The sequence below is a fragment of the Aeromonas sp. 600774 genome (genome assembly GCF_049175075.1).
Taxonomy (GTDB): domain Bacteria; phylum Pseudomonadota; class Gammaproteobacteria; order Enterobacterales; family Aeromonadaceae; genus Aeromonas; species Aeromonas veronii_A.
This window is the reverse complement of the sequence record NZ_JAAKUJ010000017.1, coordinates 111,348-129,198: the sequence shown is the minus strand read 5'-3', so window position 1 is coordinate 129,198 and position 17,851 is coordinate 111,348. Positions and strand designations below refer to the sequence as shown.

The following is a 17,851-nucleotide window of genomic DNA, read 5'->3' as shown; positions in this document are numbered from 1 at the left end:
TAGCGGCTCCGTAAAGCTGACTCCAGCATGCCTGTTATGGTTTGCCTGTATCTGTGATCGAGGTGGCAACCATCTCCTCACCGGATGCAGGGAGAATTTCCTGCTGCGGTGGCTGGGCATCCTCCGCCGTGCTGGCCAGCGCCACCCGCTCCAGCAGTTTGAGGGAGTGGGCCCGGCCGACCGCCACCTGCCGTTTGATATCATCAGGCAGGAAGGGGAGGCCATCGTTGGTGGCGGTGTCGATGGTCTGGATCCACTCCAGCCCTTCCCCCGGAGGCGGCAGGCGGAACTGGATGTCATAATCGCTGGCGTTGAACAGCACGTACCAGCGCTCGCCGACACAGCTGATCATGCCGATATCCATGGCGAACGCCTGCCCCATGGGGGCGTGCCAATCCTGATCGGTGAGTTGGTGGCCGTCCGGGTGATACCAGTTGACCTGATGGCAGCTGGACGGTGTGCCATTCCAGCTGTCGTCGCTCAGTTGCAGGTTGGAGAAGACGCAGGACTCCGCCCGCAGCGCCATCATCTGCTGGGTGAAGGCGAACAGCCGCTCATCCTCCGGTCGCCACTGCCAGTTGACCCAGCTGATCTGGTTGTCCTGACAGTAGGCGTTGTTGTTGCCAAGCTGGCTGCGGCCCATCTCGTCGCCGGCGAGGAAGTGGGGAGTACCTTGGGAGAGCAGCAGGGTGGCAATCAGATTGCGCTTCTGCTGCTGGCGCAGGCTGTTGACCCGCGGATCCAGGGTCGGCCCCTCTACCCCGTGGTTATAGGAGAGGTTGTTGCCGTGGCCGTCCCGATTGTCTTCACCGTTGGCCTGATTGTGGCGCTGGTTGTAGGAGACCAGATCCTCCAGGGTGAAACCGTCGTGATAGCAGAGGTAGTTGACGCTGGTGTGGGGGGAGCGCCAGTTCTTCGGGAAGATATCCCGCGACCCCACCAGACGGGTGGCAAAGTCCCCCATCTTGCCCGCATCACCGCGCCAGAAGGCGCGCACCGTATCGCGATAGCGGTCATTGATCTCCTGCCACTGGCTCGGGAATTGACCCAGCCGGTAGCCGAAGGGGCCGATATCCCAGGGTTCGGCGATGAGCTTGACCTGTGACAGCACAGGGTCGGCCATCACGGCCTTGAAGAAGGCGCCCATGGGCTCGAACTCTCCCGCTTCCCGCGCCAGCGTCACCGCCAGATCGAAACGGAAGCCGTCCACCTGCATCTCGGTGACCCAGTAACGCAGAGCATCGAGCACCAGTCGCAGGGTGTTGGGGTGATCCAGATTGACGCTGTTGCCACAGCCGGTCACGTTGGCGTGACGGGTGTAGTCCGGGCCGTGGGGGCCTGCTTCGAAGGCGTAGTAACCGGCGTTGTCAAAGCCCTTGAACGAGAGGGTAGGGCCGTCGAAGCCAGAGGCGGCAGTGTGGTTGTAGACCACATCCAGGATCACCTCGAGCCCGGCCCGGTGCAGCTCGCGCACCATGGTCTTGAACTCGGTCACTGCCTCGTCGGCCCTGGTGCTGTAACGCGGCTCCGGGGCGAAGAAGGCGATGGGGTTGTAGCCCCAGTAGTTGGTCAGTCCCAGCTGTTCCAGTCGCGGTTCCGACATGAAGGCGGCCACCGGCATCAGCTGCACCGAGGTGATGCCGAGGCTCTTCATGTGCTCGATGACCAGCGGGTGACTGATGCCAAGGTAGGTGCCCTGCAGCGCTTTGGGGATCCCCGGGTGCTGCTTGGTAAAGCCCTTGACGTGTGTCTCGTAGATAATGGTGCGGGCCGGACTGATCCCGGGTTTGCCAACCCCTTGCCAGTCAAAACTGTCATCCACCACCACCGACTTGGCAATCATCCCGGCACTGTCCCCCTCATAGAGGGCTTCATCCCAGTAGGTGGGACGACTGAGCGCCTTGGCGTAGGGGTCGATCAGCAGTTTTTGCGGATCGAACAGCATCCCCTCCTGCGGGGTGCCATAGACCCGATAGCCGTAGCGCTGACCGGCCTTTACACCGCGCACGTAGCCAAAGCGATATTGGCCACGGCGGCCGGGCAACTCCAGCCGCATCAGCTCCTGCTCCTGCTCGTCGTACAGGCAGATCTCCACCTTGTCCGACTGGGGGGCCCAGACGCAGAAGTGGCAACCGTTCTCGTCAAGGCGGGCCCCCAGCGGGTGGCCCACCCCTTTTTCCATTACAAGCATCAAGACTCCTGTTTGATAAACAAGGTCGCCAGCGGCGGCAGATCCAGCACTATGCTGTGTGCCATCCCCTGCCAGGGGGTCGGCTCGGCAGCGAACACCAGACCTACATCATAGTTACTGCCCCAGTAATACTCGCTGTCGGTGTTGAGCACCACCCGATAGTGGCCCGCCGCAGGGACGCCGATCCGATATTCGATGCGGGGCACCGGGGTGAAGTTGCAAGCCACCACAATAGCCTGCTTGCCCTCTTTGTCCGCCCGCAGCCAAGCAAAGATACTGTTGTCTGCATCGTTGTGATCCAGCCAGCGGAAGCCGGTCTGCTCATAATCGGCCTGATACAAGGCAGGCTCATGACGGTAGAGGTGGTTGAGATCGTGGATCAGCCGCTGCTGACCGGCATGCTTGGGATATTGCAGCAGATGCCATGGCAGCTGGGCGTCGTGGTTCCACTCGTTGCTCTGAGCGATTTCGGTGCCCATGAAATTGAGCTTCTTGCCCGGGTGGGCGTACATGAAGCCCATATAGGCCCGCAGGTTGGCAGCCTGCTGCCACTCGTCACCGGGCATCTTGTAGAGCATGGAGTGCTTGCCGTGCACCACCTCGTCGTGGGAGAGCGACAGGATGAAGTTCTCGTCATAGTGGTAAACCATGGAGAAGGTCATGTCATTGTGGTGGTAGCGGCGGTGGATCGGCTCTTTCTGCATATAGGTGAGGGTGTCGTGCATCCAGCCCATATTCCACTTGAAGCCAAAGCCGAGGCCGCCGAGGAAGGTGGGGCGGGAGACACCGGCAAAGGCGGTGGACTCTTCGGCTATGGTCATGGCGTGGGGATACTTGCCATAGACCTCCTCGTTGGTCCACTTGAGCAGGCTGATCGCCTCGTAGTTGTGGTTGCCGCCATCGACGTTCGGTACCCACTCACCAGCGTTGCGGGAGTAATCGAGATAGAGCATGGAGGCAACCGCATCCACCCGCAGGCCGTCGATGTGGAACTTGTCGAGCCAGAACAGGGCGCTCGCTACCAGGAATTGGCGCACTGTGTCGCGGCCGAAGTCATAGATGTAGGAGTTCCAGTCCGGGTGCCAGCCACGGCGCGGATCCTCGTACTCGTAGAGCGGGGTGCCATCGAAACGGGCCAGGCCGTGGGCATCGGACGGGAAGTGGGCGGGCACCCAGTCCAGAATGATGCCGATGCCGGCCTGGTGACACTGGTCGACGAAGTATTTGAAGTCATCGGCGGTGCCGTAGCGGCTGGTGGGGGAGAACATGCCCACCGGCTGGTAGCCCCAGGAGCCGCTGAAGGGGTGCTCGGAGACCGGCAGCAGCTCGATGTGGGTGTACTCCATCTCCTTGACGTAGGCGACCAGCTCCACTGCCAGTTCACGCCAGCTCAGGCTGTCGCCATTGGGGTGGCGTTTCCAGGAGCCGACGTGCAGCTCATAGATGGAGAGCGGCTGCTCGCGCTTGTCGTTGTGCTGGCTGGCAATCCACTCGGCATCATGCCACTGGTACTGGGCGTGGTCATAGACCACGGAGGCGAACGACGGATACTGCTCGCAGTAGAAACCGACAGGGTCGCTCTTGTGGGGCAGCCGGTTGCCCATGGGGTCCTTGAGCTCGAACTTGTAGCGATCCCCAGCCTTGAGGCCCGGCACAAACAGCACCCAGTGACCGCACAGGCTACGCTGCATCGGGTGGCGGCGGCCATCCCAGAAGTTGAAATCGCCGATGAGGCTCACGGCGGTGGCGCTCGGCGCATAGACCGCGAAACGCACCCCCTCCACCTGCTGGCCAAGATGCTCCACGGTGCGCAGCTGGGCGCCAAGGGTGTGATAGAGGTTTTCCGGCTGGGCGGTCAGTTCGGCCAGGCCTGCCCAGGCGGCATCCTGAAACTGATAGGGGTCGATGACCTCGGTGGTGGCATCTTGGTAGCTGGCGATCAGCTGATAGGGGAAGGAGTTTTTGCGGCGGGTGAAAACAGTTTCAAAAAGACCCGATTCATCGGTGGGCGCCAGGGTGGCAACGACTTTGCCCGACTTGAGATCCTTGACGCGAACTTCGAGGGCATCAGGCAACCAGGCGGTCAGTTTGAGGCCGGGTCCATCCGGATTGGCCTGCAGGCCTAAGTGAGAGAAGGGATCGGAACAGCGGGCAGCAACCAAACGTTCAACGAGCATCGAGATTTCCTTTCATGACAGAGCATCCACTCCGGCCGAAGCCGGAGTGGATTTAGGTGAGTGCGCTGTGGTAGACAGCGTCTCAACGACTGGCCTCATCACGGGCTTGGCTCATCTTGCCAGCCAGTGCCTTGAGTGCCTCATTGGCAAAAATATCTTCCAGATCAGCGGAGAGCTTGCGGCGCCAGTTGGGGTATTCGTAACTGGTGCCCGGTACGTTGACCGGCTTGTCCATCTCCAGCCAGTCTTCCAGCTGGGTACTGAATAGGGCGCAGCTGCCGCGGGACATGTGGATCTGCAGACCGTGGTTGAGTTCGGTGTTCATGCCGACCCAGTTCACGTCATGACTGATGTTGTCAGAGATGACCTTGTGGGCATGCAAGCTGTCGAGGATCCGCTGTTTGGCCTGGTGGCGATCAGCATACAGAGTCTTCAAAACATCTTCATCCGGATACAGCCCCAGTTGACGACCGAGCGCCAGGTCGTCGCAATGCCAGAAGCCCTTGAGGGTCGGCATGTCGTGGGTGGTCAGGGCCGACATCGCCTGCTCGGTGTAGTGCGCCGGAGAGATAAAGCCGCCATCTTCCTTGGAGCGCTCGAAGAAGAACACCTTGTAGGAGTGGACGCCGTTCTCTTTCAGAGTCACGTCGATCCCCTCCGGCACGGTGCCCAGATCCTCGCCGATCAGCAGGCACTGATTACGGTGGGATTCGAGGGCCAGAATGCCCAGCAGATCGTTGACCGGATAGTAGATGTAGGCGCCCTTGGCGGCGGACGCTCCGGGCGGTACCCACCACAGGCGCAGCAAGGCCATCACGTGGTCGATGCGCAGAGCGCCACAGGAGCGCATGTTGGCACGGAACAAGTCCACCATCGGCTGGTAGGCCGCTTCAAACAGCTTGTTCGGGTTCATCGGGGGCAGGCCCCAGTTCTGACCAAGCGGGCCGAGGATATCGGGCGGCGCACCGACCGAGGCTTTCGGGCAGTAGAGATCCTGGTTGGCCCAGATCTCGGTGGAGCCTTCGGAGACGCCCACTGCCAGATCCCGGTAGATCCCCATCACCATGCCGGCAGCCTTGGCACGGGCATCGGCTTGCGCCAGCTGCTCGTCGGCCAGGAACTGCAGATAGAGGTAGAAGTTGACATCTTGCGGGTGCGCGGCCATCCAGGCGGCAACGGCAGGATTGTGGTAGTCGCGCAGCTCCTGCGGCCATACCGGCCAGCCCCAGGCATTTTCGCCTTTGGCATAGAAGTGGGCCTGCAGGGCATCAAATGCTGCCTGCTGTTGCAGGCTGTCGCCACCGGCGGCCACGAAGGCATCAAAGGCGGCCTGACGCTCGGCGCTCAGGGTGGCTTCATCGAACACCTGACGCAGCATGCCGAGTTTGGTCTGGATCACGCCGGTGTAATCGACGTTCTCTTTGGCGCGCAGATCGGCCAGATGTTGCTGGAAGGCAGGGCTTGCCACTTCCGCCTTTAGGCGAGCGCTCTGCTGGAATTCGGGCACCGCTTCTACATTGATATAGGCCACGTTGAGCCAGCGACGGGAAGAGGGGCTGTAGGGACTGGCGCTCTCCGGATTAGCCGGATAGAGGGCGTGGATAGGGTTGAGGCCGACGAAGTGGGCACCCCAGGCGGCCGCTTTCTCGACCAGCTGGCCCAGATCGCTGAAATCACCGATACCCCAGTTGTGGCGGCTGCGCAGGCAGTAGAGCTGCACGCTCGGACCCCATACCTTGCGGCCATCGGCAATCGGCGCCTGTTTGTAGCAGGCCTTGGGGGCGACGATGAGGCGCATGGTGGCCAGTGGTTCGTCATTGCCCTCTTCCAGCAACACCAGCTGGTGATAACCCAGCTCCGGGGCCATATCCAGAGTGACACGATAGGCCTGGCACTCCATCTCTTCAAATTCGGCCACGCCGACCAGCTCACCCTCGATGGGGGTGAATTGACCGGACAGCACCGCACCCTGCTCCTGCTGGAGCTGCCAGGTGAGGGCGTCGTTGACGAATTCGATGGGGAGGCGAACCTCAAGGGTAACGGCGTCGCCGGTGCGAACCACCATCACAGGATCCAGCGCCCGCAGCCAGTGCTGGCGATGCTCCTCTTCCAGCTGCTGCACCAGTGCGGCCTCGTCATCGACGCGGTAGCCCATGGCGCCCAGCATGGCGGCCTTGCTCTCTTCTGATACCTGGGCCGGGTGGCCCCAGGCATCGACATACTCGCTGGCGATACCTTTTGCGGCAGCCAGCTGTTCAATCAGGGTGGTCATAGTTTGAGAATTCCCGCTGTGGATTCTATCTATACTATTTTGTTTGATTTTTATGGGGTGGTACTTGAACAGTGGCTCTTTGGCCATGCTAAACCGCGCACATTTTTACATATCTCTGTGAATGGTTGTGTGACCGAGTAGGCACTATTGTTGATATCTGCGCGATGCCACGACCTGGCACTTTTTTCGTCAAAACGTGGTAATCAGTTACATAAACAGAAAATTAATTTCACAGTTTTTCATGATATAGCGCAATTTCAGACAGAATGTTGGTTGACTCACCGGAGAGTTCTAGTAAATTTACAAGCGGAATTTTCTTTGACTACTGAACAGTTAGGTAACTAAATATGACTATCAAAGTAGGTATTAACGGTTTTGGCCGTATCGGTCGTTTCGTATTCCGTCTGGCTTGCGAGCGTGCAGACATCGAAGTTGTTGGTATCAACGACCTGATCGATGTTGACTACATGGCTTACATGCTGAAGTACGATTCAACTCACGGTCGTTTCAACGGTACCGTTGAAGTTAAAGACGGCAACCTGGTTGTAAACGGCAAAACCGTACGTGTTACCGCTGAGCGTGACCCGGCCAACCTGAAGTGGGGCGAAATCGGTGTTGACGTTGTTGCTGAAGCTACCGGTCTGTTCCTGACCGACGAGACTGCTCGTAAGCACATCGCTGCTGGTGCCAAGAAAGTTGTTCTGACTGGCCCGTCCAAAGACGCTACCCCGATGTTCGTAATGGGTGTTAACGACTCTACCTACGCTGGCCAGGACATCGTTTCCAACGCTTCCTGCACCACCAACTGCCTGGCCCCGATCGCCAAGGTTCTGAACGATACCTTCGGTATCGAGTCTGGCCTGATGACCACCGTTCACGCTACCACTGCTACCCAGAAGACCGTTGATGGTCCGTCTGCCAAAGACTGGCGCGGTGGCCGCGGTGCGGCTCAGAACATCATCCCGTCCTCTACCGGTGCAGCCAAAGCTGTTGGCGTAGTTATCCCGGAACTGAAAGGCAAGCTGACCGGTATGGCTTTCCGTGTTCCGACTCCGGACGTGTCTGTTGTTGACCTGACCGTTAACCTGAAGAAAGCTGCCACCTACGCAGAAATCTGCGAAGCGATGAAAGCTGCTTCCGAAGGCGCTATGAAAGGCGTTCTGGGCTACACCGAAGACGAAGTTGTATCTACCGACTTCCTGGGTGAGCGTCAGACCTCCGTATTCGACGCCAAGGCTGGTATCCAGCTGAACGACAAATTCGTTAAAGTTGTATCCTGGTACGACAACGAAATGGGCTACTCCAGCAAAGTGCTGGACCTGATCGCTCACATCTCCAAGTAATTTGGGATGCGCAATCGCGTAGCTTGAAAAAGGCGGCCATTGGCCGCCTTTTTGTTTTTCGGTTTCCCCTGATGACAGGAGTCCACATGCAATCCATTCGTCCCCTGACAGCCAATTGCAAGCTTGCCAACAATGCGGCCGGCCTGCCGGTTCTCACCATTAATAACGACTATGCCAAGGCCGAGATCAGCCTGTTTGGCGCCCATGTGCTGAGCTATCAGCGTCATGGCGAGCCGGCCTCTATCTGGCTGAGCGACAAAGCGGTGCTGGATGGCAGCAAGCCTGTTCGTGGTGGTATCCCGATCTGCTGGCCCTGGTTTGGCCCGGCGCCCGCCCGCGTCGGTAGCGGCAAGCCCTCCCACGGTTTTGCCCGTACCACCCTCTGGATGCTGGACGGGGTCTCCGATCACGCTGACGGCACGCTTGTTCATCTTTCCCTGCGCGACAGCGATGCAACCCGCGCCCTGTGGGATCACTCCTTCGAGCTGGAACTGGACGTGCTGGTGGGCAAAGAGCTTTCGCTGGTGCTGACCACTCGCAACACAGGTGCTCAGCCATTGACCTATAGCGGTGCGCTGCACACCTATTTGCAGATCAGCGCACCAGAGGCGGTAAGCGTCACCGGCCTGGGCGAGCCCTATGCCGACAAGCTGACCGGACAGGATGCCAAGCAGCAGGGGGCATTGACCCTGAGCGGGCCGCTGGATCGGGTCTACTGGCAGCCAGAGGCGCTGGTGAGCGTGCAGGATGGTGAGCGCGAGATCCGGGTTGTCAGTGGCAACCACGACAGCGTGGTGGTCTGGACCCCCTGGCTGGAAGGGGCCACCGCCATGGCCGACATGAGCGACGATGGCTATCGCACCATGCTCTGCGTCGAAGCAGCCATCGCTGGCGAGGCGGGTGTGACCGTTGCGCCGGATGAAGAGCACAGCCTCTCCACCGTGATCATCTGAGCAGGATGAGGTTCAGATAAATAAAGAGGGCTCCCGCGGGAGCCCTCTTTGCATCTCGTGACGGTGGCAATCAGGCGTTGCCCTGGGTCTTGAGCTTGAGTTCGGCGGCGAAATTGAGCATCCGGTCGAGGGGGATCAAGGCTTTGACCCGCAGATCTTCATCGACATGGATCTCGTGGCGCTCGGCACCGTCGGTGAGCGCTTCCTTGATCGCCACCAGACCGTTCATCGCCATCCAGGGGCAGTGGGCGCAGCTGCGGCAGGTAGCGCCATCGCCACCGGTCGGTGCTTCCACCATCTCTTTCTCCGGACAGGCCTGCTGCATCTTGTAGAAGATGCCCCGATCGGTCGCCACGATCAGCTTTTGCTGGGGCAGCTCTTTGGCGGCCTTGATCAGCTGACTGGTTGAGCCGACCGCATCGGCCAGCTCGATCACCGAGGCGGGGGACTCCGGATGAACCAGCACGGCGGCATCCGGATTCTGCTCTTTCAGCTCGCGCAGGGCGCGGGCCTTGAATTCGTCGTGGACGATGCAGTGGCCCTGCCAGCGCAGCATCTGCGCGCCGGTCTTCTTCTCGATATAGGCACCCAGATGGCGATCCGGGCCCCAGATGATCTTGTGACCCAGACTGTCGAGGTGCTCGACGATCTCCAGCGCAATACTGGAGGTCACCACCCAGTCAGCCCGCGCTTTGACCGCAGCCGAGGTATTGGCATAGACCACCACGGTGTGGTCGGGATTGGCATCGCAGAAGGCTGAGAACTGCTCGATGGGACAGCCCAGATCGAGGGAGCATTCGGCCTCCAGAGTCGGCATCAGCACCCGCTTGTGGGGGCTCAGGATCTTGGAGGTTTCCCCCATGAAACGTACCCCGGCGACGATCAGGGTTTGTGCCTCATGATCGCGGCCAAAACGGGCCATCTCCAGCGAGTCACCGACGAAACCGCCGGTGGCTTCGGCCAGCGCCTGGATCTCGGGATCCGTGTAGTAGTGGGCAACCAGTACCGCCTTGCGCTCCTTGAGCAGCGCCTTGATTTCTGTGGTCAAGGTCATTCTCTGCTCGTCACTCAGGGGAAGAGGTTTGGCCGGAAAGGGGTAGTCCATTGCGACTACCGGCGGGACACTGCTCAGTGCATTGCTCATTGCGACTGTTCCATCAACGCTCGGGAAGGCAAAAATTATAACCAGAAGCCTGCCACAAACCCATCAACAAATCGGGTGAAGCGCAAGTGGGCGAATATACTCAAGTAATTCGTTGTTATTCTGCCATAAGGAGTTGTCGCATGAAGCAACGTTCCCTCAAGTTCAAGTTGTTGTGCCTTACCATGGGGCTCTTTCTGCTGACCGGGCTGGCCATGACCCTGTTGCAATCGGCCTCTTTCAGCTCCCTTCGCAATATGGTGATGACCCAGACCAGCGATGCACTGGAAGAGGAGGTCTCCCGCAGCCTGCAGTATCAGGCAGAGCGCTATGCCATCCAGATTGCCTCGCTGATGCAGAACTCCTATCAGATCCCCCTGACCGTGACCGCCCAGATTGAAGCCGGGATGGTCAAACCGGAACTGCGCTTGTCGCGGCCCCAAGTGGAGTCTCTGCTCGGCAGCAGCCTACAGCAGGCGAGCGGGATCAGCTCCATTTATGCCCAGTTTGAACCGGATGGCTATGATGGCGAGGATGGCAACTGGCTGGGCGGGGCCAGCCACTCGGTGGCAAGCAAGGGGAGTCTGGAGGTCTATTTCACCAAGGATCAGGGAGGGGCCGTCGCCCAGCAAGCGGTGGACGCCGCTGCCAGCGAGGCCAAGTTTGATACCTCCCTCAACGAGTTCGGCATTCGCAACAGCGAGTGGTATCTCTGTGGCCGCGATACCCGCCAGCCCTGCCTGATGGAGCCCTACCTCTACGAAATCAGCCCGGGCAACAAGATGCTGATGACCAGCCTGACGGTGCCCGTGCTGCGTGACGGCAAGTTTGTCGGGCTGGCCGGGGTGGATATGAACCTGCCCATCTTCCAGCAACTAGCTGAAAACCTTGGCAAGAGCCTCTATGACAACAAGGCGGATGTGACCCTGGTCAGCAAGATGGGGCTGATTGTGGGCAGCAACCGCTATGCCGACAAGCTGGGCCGTCCACTCAAGGAGGTGGGCCTGACCCTGCCTGACGGTCAGCCGGTCAGCAGCGACAGTGACTTCATTCTTCATCAGCCCATCCGGGTTGAGGCAGCCAATACCCAGTGGTGGTTGATGATCAAGGTGCCCAAGGCGCTGGCGCTGAGCAAGGCGCACGCCATCAGCAATGAACTGGGCACCCTGCTGGTGGATGCCCAGCGGCAGCAGATCATCGCCATGGGCGGGATTACCCTGTTGGTGTTGGGGTTGCTGGTCTGGTTTATCCAGACCATCACAGCGCCACTTTCTCTTATCAGCCGCCATGTGGGCCACCTCTCCAGCAACGAGGGGGACCTGACCCAGCAGATGGAGATCGACACCCATCAGGAGCTGATCGATCTGGGGGCCCAGCTCAATGCCTTCCTCGGCAAGCTGCGGGGCATGGTGCAAATGAGCAAGGGGATCGGTCAGCAGGTCTACCAGCAGGCGCGGGAGATGAAACATACCGCCGACACCATGCGCAGTAGTCTGGACGAGCAGAATCTGGAGCTGGAGAGCGTGGTAAGCGCCATGCATCAGATGAGCACCACGGCAGTCAGCGTGGCGGGTTATGCCGAGCAGGCGGCGCAGGAGTCGGAAGCGGCGACCCACCACATCAATACCGCCCAGCAGACCCTCAGCAATGCTCGCAACGAGATCCATACTCTGGTCGGCGATATGCATGAGGCGGATAAAGCGGTGGCGCTGGTGGCCCAGCGCAGCACCAATATCAGCCGGATCCTCGATGTGATCCGTGCCATTGCTGAGCAGACCAATCTGCTGGCCCTCAATGCCGCCATCGAAGCGGCACGTGCGGGTGATATGGGCCGTGGCTTTGCTGTGGTGGCGGATGAGGTAAGGGCGCTGGCCAACAAGACCCGTGAATCGACCGACGAGATCGGCCAGCTGATTGGTAGCCTGCAAACAGAGGTGAGCAGCAGTCAACGTCTGATGAATACCGGCATCGAGCGCTCCACCACCACGGTGCAGGGCACCGAGCAGGCGTTCGAGGCGCTCAATCGGGTGGTGGCGCAGATCCAGCAGATCCACGACCACATCAGTCAGGTGGCTACCGCCGCCGAGCAGCAGAGCGCCGTCAGTGACGATATCAACAAGAATTTGATGCGGATTGGTGATACCGCCAACGTGATTGGGCAGGAGGCCAGCTCCAGCCATCAACTGAGCGAGGCGCTGGAGCAAGCGGCCACGGCGCTCGCCAGTCAGCTCGATCGGCTGCGTACCTGAGTGGCAGCCAGAGAGACAAAAGCCCGCGAGCGATCGCGGGCTTTTTTATGACTCGACGGCAGAGTTGCGTCAGTTGCGGGGTTCAACCAGCAGGATGTGTGAGTCAGCCCCCACTACTCTGACCTTGCTGCCCGCAGGCAGCGACTCGTCACAGCGCACCGTCCAGACTGTATCGTCCAGATGCACCCGACTGGTACCTTGGGTGACGTCATCCAGCAGGGTCAGCTCGCGGCCCATATAGCTCTGCATCCGCTCGTTGATGGTGCTGGCGGCATCCTGACCCGAGTTGTCGCGCTGGTGCTGCCAGCGCCACCAGGCCCAGGTGGTGAGCAGGGATTGCACCGCAAACAGCAGCAACTGCGCCTGCCAGCCGAAGGGCCAGATCAGCAGCAGTAGCCCCACTTCCAGCGCAGCGATGCCGGTCCAGAGCAAAAAGCCCACAGAGCCGAGCACCTCGATGGCCAGCAGAATGAAGCCGAGTCCCAGCCAGTGCCAGTGGGTCAGCCCCTCTAACAGGGCTGTCATGACTTGCTGCCCTTGCCATCTTTGTTGAACAGCTCGGCCATGCCAGCCACAGAGCCAATCAGGCTGCCCGCTTCCAGCGGCATCATGATGATCTTGCTGTTGGGGCCTTCACCGATGCGGGCCAGTGCCTCGGTATATTTCTGGGCCACGAAGTAGTTGATGGCCTGCAGATCTCCGGCGGCGATGGCTTGAGAGACCATATGGGTCGCCTTGGCTTCCGCCTCGGCAGCCCGCTCCCGCGCTTCTGCGGCGAGGAAGGCGGCCTGACGCTCACCTTCGGCTTTGAGGATCTGGGACTGCTTCTCGCCTTCCGCTTTCAGGATTTTGGACTGGCGCACCCCTTCGGCCTCCAGTACCTCGGCCCGTTTCTGGCGCTCGGCCTTCATCTGGGCGTTCATCGCCTCGACCAGTGCCAGCGGTGGGCGCACATCTTTAATCTCGATGCGGGTCACCTTGATGCCCCAGGGGGCGGTGGCGGCATCCATGGTGCGCAGCAGCTTCTCGTTGATGGTGTCGCGCTGGGAGAGCATCTCGTCCAGCTCCATGGCGCCGAGCACGGTCCGCATATTGGTCATGGTGAGATTGCGGATAGCGCTGGTGAGATCGTTGACCTCGTAGCCCGCTTTACGGGCATCCACCACCTGCACAAAGCTGATGGCGTCGATGGTGACGTTGGCGTTGTCGCGGGAGATCACCTCTTGTGCCGGGATGTCCAGCACCTGCTCCATCATGATGATCTTGTGGCCGACCCTATCCACGTAGGGGATCAGCAGGTTGAGACCCGGGGTCAGGGTGCGGGTGTAGCGGCCGAAGCGCTCCACCGTCCAGTTGTAGCCTTGGGGCACTATCTTGATGCCCGCACTCAGGGTGGCGAGCACCAGGAACACAAAAATCCCTAGCACAATCAATGATTCATTCATCATCTAGCTCCTTATGAAACACAGTCCCTAGCCTATGGTCTGGCGTCAGGTACCACAAGTGACTTTGTACGCCTTTGTCATGAATTGGCTTTGCTAATTACCAAAATGCATTAAAAAGCATTTTTTATTATTTTGAGGGATAAGCTGCCCTGCCTATAGTCGCCCCATATTAGTCGTGTTCCGAGGGATGGGCCGAAATGGATTATTTACCTATGTTTGCCAAGTTGGAAGGCCGTCCGGTACTGCTGGTGGGCGGGGGCGAGGTTGCCCTGCGCAAGGCGCGTCTGCTGCTGGCGGCCGGTGCCCGGCTGACCCTGGTCTCCCCGGAGCTTGAACCGGAATTTGCGGAATTCACCGGTCGTTTCACCCATCTTGCGGAGCGCTTCACCCCGGCCCATCTGGCTGGCCAGATTTTGGTGGTGGCGGCGACCGACAACCTCGAAGTCAATGCGCTGGTTTATCAAAGTGCCAATCAGCTGGGTCTGTTCGTCAATGTGGTGGATGACCCCAAACGCTCCAGCTTTATCTTCCCCTCGATCATCGATCGCTCGCCGCTGATGGTGGCGGTCTCCAGCGGCGGCAAGGCGCCGGTGCTGGTACGCCTGCTGCGTGAGCGGCTGGAGAGCCTGCTGCCACGCCATCTCGGCGGGCTGACCGAGCTCTCCGGCCGGGTTCGTGACAAGGCCAAGCGGGTGCTCTCCTCGATTTCCGACCGTCGCCGTTTCTGGGAGCGCGCCTTTGCCTCCAACACCCTCGCCAGCCTGATTGAAAAAGAGGATTGGCAAGGGGCCGAGCAGTGGCTGAGTGATGGCCTCGATCAGGCGAAAAGCGAAGTGGGCGAGGTGGTGCTGGTCGGTGCGGGTCCCGGTGATCCGGGCCTGCTGACCCTCAAGGCGCTGCAACAGATTCAACAGGCTGAAGTGGTGCTCTACGACCAGCTGGTCTCCGCCGAGATCCTCGATCTGGTGCGCCGTGACGCCACTCTGGTGTCGGTTGGCAAGAAGGCGGGCGCCCACAGCGTGCCGCAGGAGGAGACCAATCGCCTGCTGGTGGAATACGCCAAGGCGGGCAATCGGGTAGTGCGGCTGAAAGGGGGCGATCCCTTTATGTTTGGCCGGGGTGGCGAGGAGCTGGAAGTGCTGGCCGATGAAGGCATCCCTTTCTCGGTGGTGCCCGGCATCACGGCTGCTGCCGGTGCTACCGCCTATGCCGGTATTCCGCTGACTCACCGTGATTATGCCCAGAGCGCCGTCTTTATCACTGGCCACTGCCAAAAAGAGGGCAAGGAGCCCGACTGGCAGCAGCTCGCCGCCACCAGTCAGACCCTGGTCATCTACATGGGGCTGATGCGCTCCGAGCATATCCAGCAGCAGCTGGTGGATCACGGCCGAAGCCAAGCCACCCCCATCGCCATCATCGAGCGCGGCACCACATCCCGCCAGCGGGTGCTGACCGGCACGCTGGCGGATCTGGCGGAGCTGGCCAAACAGGCGGTGAGCCCGTCGCTTATCGTCATCGGCGAAGTGGTTGCCCTGCGCGAGCGGCTGGCCTGGTTTGGGGAAAAGGGCGGCGAGCAGCAGCGCGCTAACCCGGATCTCGATGGCTGTGACCTCAAGCTGGTGCAGCTGGCCTGACCCGGAAAGAGATATTTGATGCGGCTGCCGGTGCGGCCGCGCACTGAACCACCCAGCGCCCCGAGCAGGCGCATAAGCAATGACCCGAGGACCAACATGGACCGTGAAAGATTGACGCACTTGCAGCAGCTGGAGGCCGAGAGCATCCATATCATCCGCGAGGTGGCTGCCGAATTTGAAAACCCGGTGATGATGTACTCCATCGGCAAGGACTCCTCCGTCATGCTGCATCTGGCCCGCAAGGCCTTCTATCCGGGCAAGATCCCGTTCCCCTTGCTTCACGTCGATACCGACTGGAAGTTCAAGGAGATGATCAAGTTTCGCGACGAGACCGCCAAAAAGTACGGGCTGGATCTCATCGTCCACAAGAACCCGGAAGGGCTCGCCATGGGCATCAACCCCTTCGTCCACGGCAGCGGCAAGCACACCGACATCATGAAGACCGAGGCGCTCAAGCAGGCGCTCAACAAATATGGCTTCGATGCCGCCTTCGGCGGTGCCCGCCGCGACGAGGAGAAGTCCCGCGCCAAGGAGCGGGTCTACTCCTTCCGTGATAAGTCCCACCGCTGGGATCCGAAGAACCAGCGCCCCGAGCTGTGGCGCGTCTACAACAGCCAGGTCAACAAGGGGGAGAGCATCCGGGTGTTCCCGCTCTCCAACTGGACCGAGCTGGATATCTGGCAATACATCTATCTGGAAAAGATCGACATAGTGCCGCTCTACTTCGCCGCTTACCGTCCGGTGGTTGAGCGCAACGGCATCAAGATCATGGTGGATGACGAGCGCATGCCGCTGACCGCCGAGGATGAGGTGAAGCAGGAGCTGGTGCGTTTCCGTACCCTCGGCTGCTACCCGCTCACCGGGGCCATCGAATCCGATGCCACCACCTTGCCGGAAATTATTGAAGAGATGCTGCTCACCACCTCGAGCGAGCGGCAAGGGCGGCTGATTGACCACGATCAGGCCGGCTCCATGGAGCAGAAGAAGCGTCAGGGATATTTCTAAGGAGTCGTCAGCATGAACAGCCATATTCAGACCGCCATCACCGAACAGGGCATTGAAGCCTATCTGCACGCCCAGCAGCACAAGAGTCTGCTGCGTTTTCTCACCTGCGGCAGCGTGGATGACGGCAAGAGCACCCTTATCGGTCGCCTGCTGCACGACTCCCAGCAGATTTATGAAGATCAGCTCAAAGCGCTGGAGTCCGACAGCCAGAAGCTCGGCACCACCGGCGAGAAGCTGGACCTGGCACTGCTGGTGGATGGCCTGCAGGCGGAGCGCGAGCAGGGCATCACCATCGACGTGGCCTACCGCTACTTCTCCACTGCCAAGCGCAAATTTATCATCTCGGATACCCCAGGCCACGAGCAGTACACCCGCAACATGGCCACCGGCGCTTCCACCTGCGATCTGGCCATCATTCTGATCGACGCCCGCAAAGGGGTGCTGGATCAGACCCGCCGCCACAGCTTTATCGCGAGCCTGCTCGGCATAAAGCAGTTCGTGGTGGCGGTCAACAAGATGGATCTGGTGGAGTTCAGCCAAGAGGTGTTCGAGCGCATCAGCGCTGATTACCGCGAGTTCGCCAAAAAGCTCAGCGTCGACACCATCCATATCGTGCCGGTTTCGGCGCTGGACGGTGACAACGTGGTCAACCAGAGCGACAAGCTGGCTTGGTATCAGGGCGAAACCCTGCTTGCTCTGCTGGAGTCTGCCGAGGTGGAGCGCGAGCTGGAGCGCCACCCGGTGCGCCTGCCGGTGCAGTATGTGAACCGCCCCAACCTCGATTTTCGCGGCTTCGCGGGGACGCTCGCCTCCGGCATCCTGCGGGTCGGCGACAAGCTGGCGGTGCTGCCATCGGGCAAGGAGAGCACAGTGACCCGCATCGTCACCTTCGACGGCGATCTGGAGTACGCCCTGCCGGGTCAGGCCATCACGGTCACCTTCGCCGACGAGATCGATATCAGCCGCGGCGACCTGCTGGTGGATGCCGCCAAGCAGCCGCAAGTGACCCAGAATCTGCTGGCCCATATCGTCTGGATGGGGGAGGAGTCCCTGCAACCGGGTCGGGTCTACGACGTCAAACTGGCCACCAAGAAGAGTCGCGGTCAGGTGGAGGCTATCCGCCACCGCGTCGAGATCAACAAGCTGGACGAGCTGCCTGCGAGCGAACTCAAGCTCAACGAGATCGGCCTGTGCGAGCTGAGCCTCACCGACCCGGTGGCGTTCGACCCGTATCAGGAGATCCGTGATACCGGCAGCTTTATCCTGATCGACCGGCTGACCAACGTCACCGTCGGCGCCGGCATGATAGTGGAAGGCTTGGCCGCCAAAGCGGTAAAAGGGCATTACAGCGAGTTCGAGATCGAGCTCAACGCGCTGGTGCGCAAGCACTTCCCGCACTGGCAAGCCCTTGCCATCGGTAACGACACAAGCAAGGAGTAAG

The 17,851-nt window shown here is 60.3% G+C and carries 12 protein-coding genes; 6 read left to right on the top strand and 6 right to left on the bottom strand.

Features of this window, described 5'->3' with window-relative positions; all coding sequences use genetic code 11:
* Nucleotides 1-34: 34 nt before the first annotated feature.
* The 3 genes from glgX to malQ form a co-directional block, all read right to left on the bottom strand.
* Nucleotides 35-2,191, bottom strand: a complete 2,157-nt coding sequence (gene glgX, locus G5171_RS18270) for a glycogen debranching protein GlgX (protein ID WP_421260550.1) — start codon at nt 2,189-2,191, stop codon at nt 35-37.
* Nucleotides 2,191-4,368 (bottom strand): 1,4-alpha-glucan branching protein GlgB, encoded by a 2,178-nt coding sequence (glgB, locus tag G5171_RS18265; protein ID WP_421251152.1) that lies wholly within the window; start codon nt 4,366-4,368, stop codon nt 2,191-2,193. Before glgB ends, glgX begins: the two co-directional genes overlap by 1 nt.
* A gap of 82 nt (nt 4,369-4,450) precedes the next feature.
* Nucleotides 4,451-6,640 carry a 4-alpha-glucanotransferase gene (gene malQ, locus G5171_RS18260; protein WP_268012061.1) on the bottom strand — a complete coding sequence of 730 codons (2,190 nt, stop codon included), beginning with the start codon at nt 6,638-6,640 and terminating at the stop codon, nt 4,451-4,453.
* Nucleotides 6,641-6,987: 347 nt separating this feature from the next.
* On the opposite strand from malQ, the gene gap reads away from it, so the two are divergent.
* Together gap and G5171_RS18250 are read left to right on the top strand one after the other, a co-directional pair.
* The gene (gene gap / locus G5171_RS18255) at nt 6,988-7,983 is read left to right on the top strand and encodes a type I glyceraldehyde-3-phosphate dehydrogenase (protein ID WP_158112746.1); all 996 of its coding nucleotides are present in this window, start codon (nt 6,988-6,990) and stop codon (nt 7,981-7,983) included.
* 86 nt (nt 7,984-8,069) lie between these two features.
* Nucleotides 8,070-8,936 carry a D-hexose-6-phosphate mutarotase gene (locus G5171_RS18250; RefSeq protein ID WP_021229578.1) on the top strand — a complete coding sequence of 289 codons (867 nt, stop codon included), beginning with the start codon at nt 8,070-8,072 and terminating at the stop codon, nt 8,934-8,936.
* A gap of 70 nt (nt 8,937-9,006) precedes the next feature.
* Here G5171_RS18250 and nadA read toward each other — a convergent pair whose 3' ends face one another.
* On the bottom strand, nt 9,007-10,080 hold the full coding sequence (gene nadA / locus G5171_RS18245; protein ID WP_421260549.1) for a quinolinate synthase NadA: 1,074 nt from the start codon (nt 10,078-10,080) through the stop codon (nt 9,007-9,009).
* 140 nt (nt 10,081-10,220) lie between these two features.
* On the opposite strand from nadA, the gene G5171_RS18240 reads away from it, so the two are divergent.
* Nucleotides 10,221-12,326, top strand: a complete 2,106-nt coding sequence (locus G5171_RS18240; protein WP_265061493.1) for a methyl-accepting chemotaxis protein — start codon at nt 10,221-10,223, stop codon at nt 12,324-12,326.
* Between the two features lie 69 nt (nt 12,327-12,395).
* Here G5171_RS18240 and G5171_RS18235 read toward each other — a convergent pair whose 3' ends face one another.
* Both G5171_RS18235 and G5171_RS18230 read right to left on the bottom strand, forming a co-directional pair.
* Nucleotides 12,396-12,851: an NfeD family protein gene (locus G5171_RS18235; protein ID WP_005335704.1), complete on the bottom strand. Its 456-nt coding sequence runs from the start codon at nt 12,849-12,851 to the stop codon at nt 12,396-12,398.
* Nucleotides 12,848-13,771, bottom strand: a complete 924-nt coding sequence (locus G5171_RS18230) for an SPFH domain-containing protein (protein ID WP_159164778.1) — start codon at nt 13,769-13,771, stop codon at nt 12,848-12,850. The genes G5171_RS18235 and G5171_RS18230 overlap by 4 nt, the downstream gene beginning before the upstream one ends.
* Before the next feature lie 197 nt (nt 13,772-13,968).
* Here G5171_RS18230 and cysG point away from each other — a divergent pair, with 197 nt between their 5' ends.
* From cysG to cysN, 3 genes are all read left to right on the top strand, one after another.
* Entirely contained in the window at nt 13,969-15,405 is a 1,437-nt protein-coding gene (gene cysG / locus G5171_RS18225; RefSeq protein WP_236327065.1) for a siroheme synthase CysG, read from the top strand.
* Nucleotides 15,406-15,477: 72 nt separating this feature from the next.
* Nucleotides 15,478-16,410, top strand: a complete 933-nt coding sequence (gene cysD, locus G5171_RS18220; protein WP_323912904.1) for a sulfate adenylyltransferase subunit CysD — start codon at nt 15,478-15,480, stop codon at nt 16,408-16,410.
* 12 nt (nt 16,411-16,422) lie between these two features.
* Nucleotides 16,423-17,850 (top strand): sulfate adenylyltransferase subunit CysN, encoded by a 1,428-nt coding sequence (cysN, locus tag G5171_RS18215; protein ID WP_421260548.1) that lies wholly within the window; start codon nt 16,423-16,425, stop codon nt 17,848-17,850.
* Nucleotide 17,851 lies beyond the last annotated feature (1 nt).

Coding starts and splice junctions, on each gene's coding strand:
- nadA (WP_421260549.1), bottom strand. CDS start 10,080: ATGAGCAATGCACTGAGCAGTGTCCCGCCGGTAGTCGCAATGGACTAC.
- gap (WP_158112746.1), top strand. CDS start 6,988: ATGACTATCAAAGTAGGTATTAACGGTTTTGGCCGTATCGGTCGTTTC.
- glgX (WP_421260550.1), bottom strand. CDS start 2,191: ATGCTTGTAATGGAAAAAGGGGTGGGCCACCCGCTGGGGGCCCGCCTT.
- G5171_RS18240 (WP_265061493.1), top strand. CDS start 10,221: ATGAAGCAACGTTCCCTCAAGTTCAAGTTGTTGTGCCTTACCATGGGG.
- glgB (WP_421251152.1), bottom strand. CDS start 4,368: ATGCTCGTTGAACGTTTGGTTGCTGCCCGCTGTTCCGATCCCTTCTCT.
- cysN (WP_421260548.1), top strand. CDS start 16,423: ATGAACAGCCATATTCAGACCGCCATCACCGAACAGGGCATTGAAGCC.
- G5171_RS18235 (WP_005335704.1), bottom strand. CDS start 12,851: ATGACAGCCCTGTTAGAGGGGCTGACCCACTGGCACTGGCTGGGACTC.
- malQ (WP_268012061.1), bottom strand. CDS start 6,640: ATGACCACCCTGATTGAACAGCTGGCTGCCGCAAAAGGTATCGCCAGC.
- G5171_RS18250 (WP_021229578.1), top strand. CDS start 8,070: ATGCAATCCATTCGTCCCCTGACAGCCAATTGCAAGCTTGCCAACAAT.
- cysG (WP_236327065.1), top strand. CDS start 13,969: ATGGATTATTTACCTATGTTTGCCAAGTTGGAAGGCCGTCCGGTACTG.
- G5171_RS18230 (WP_159164778.1), bottom strand. CDS start 13,771: ATGAATGAATCATTGATTGTGCTAGGGATTTTTGTGTTCCTGGTGCTC.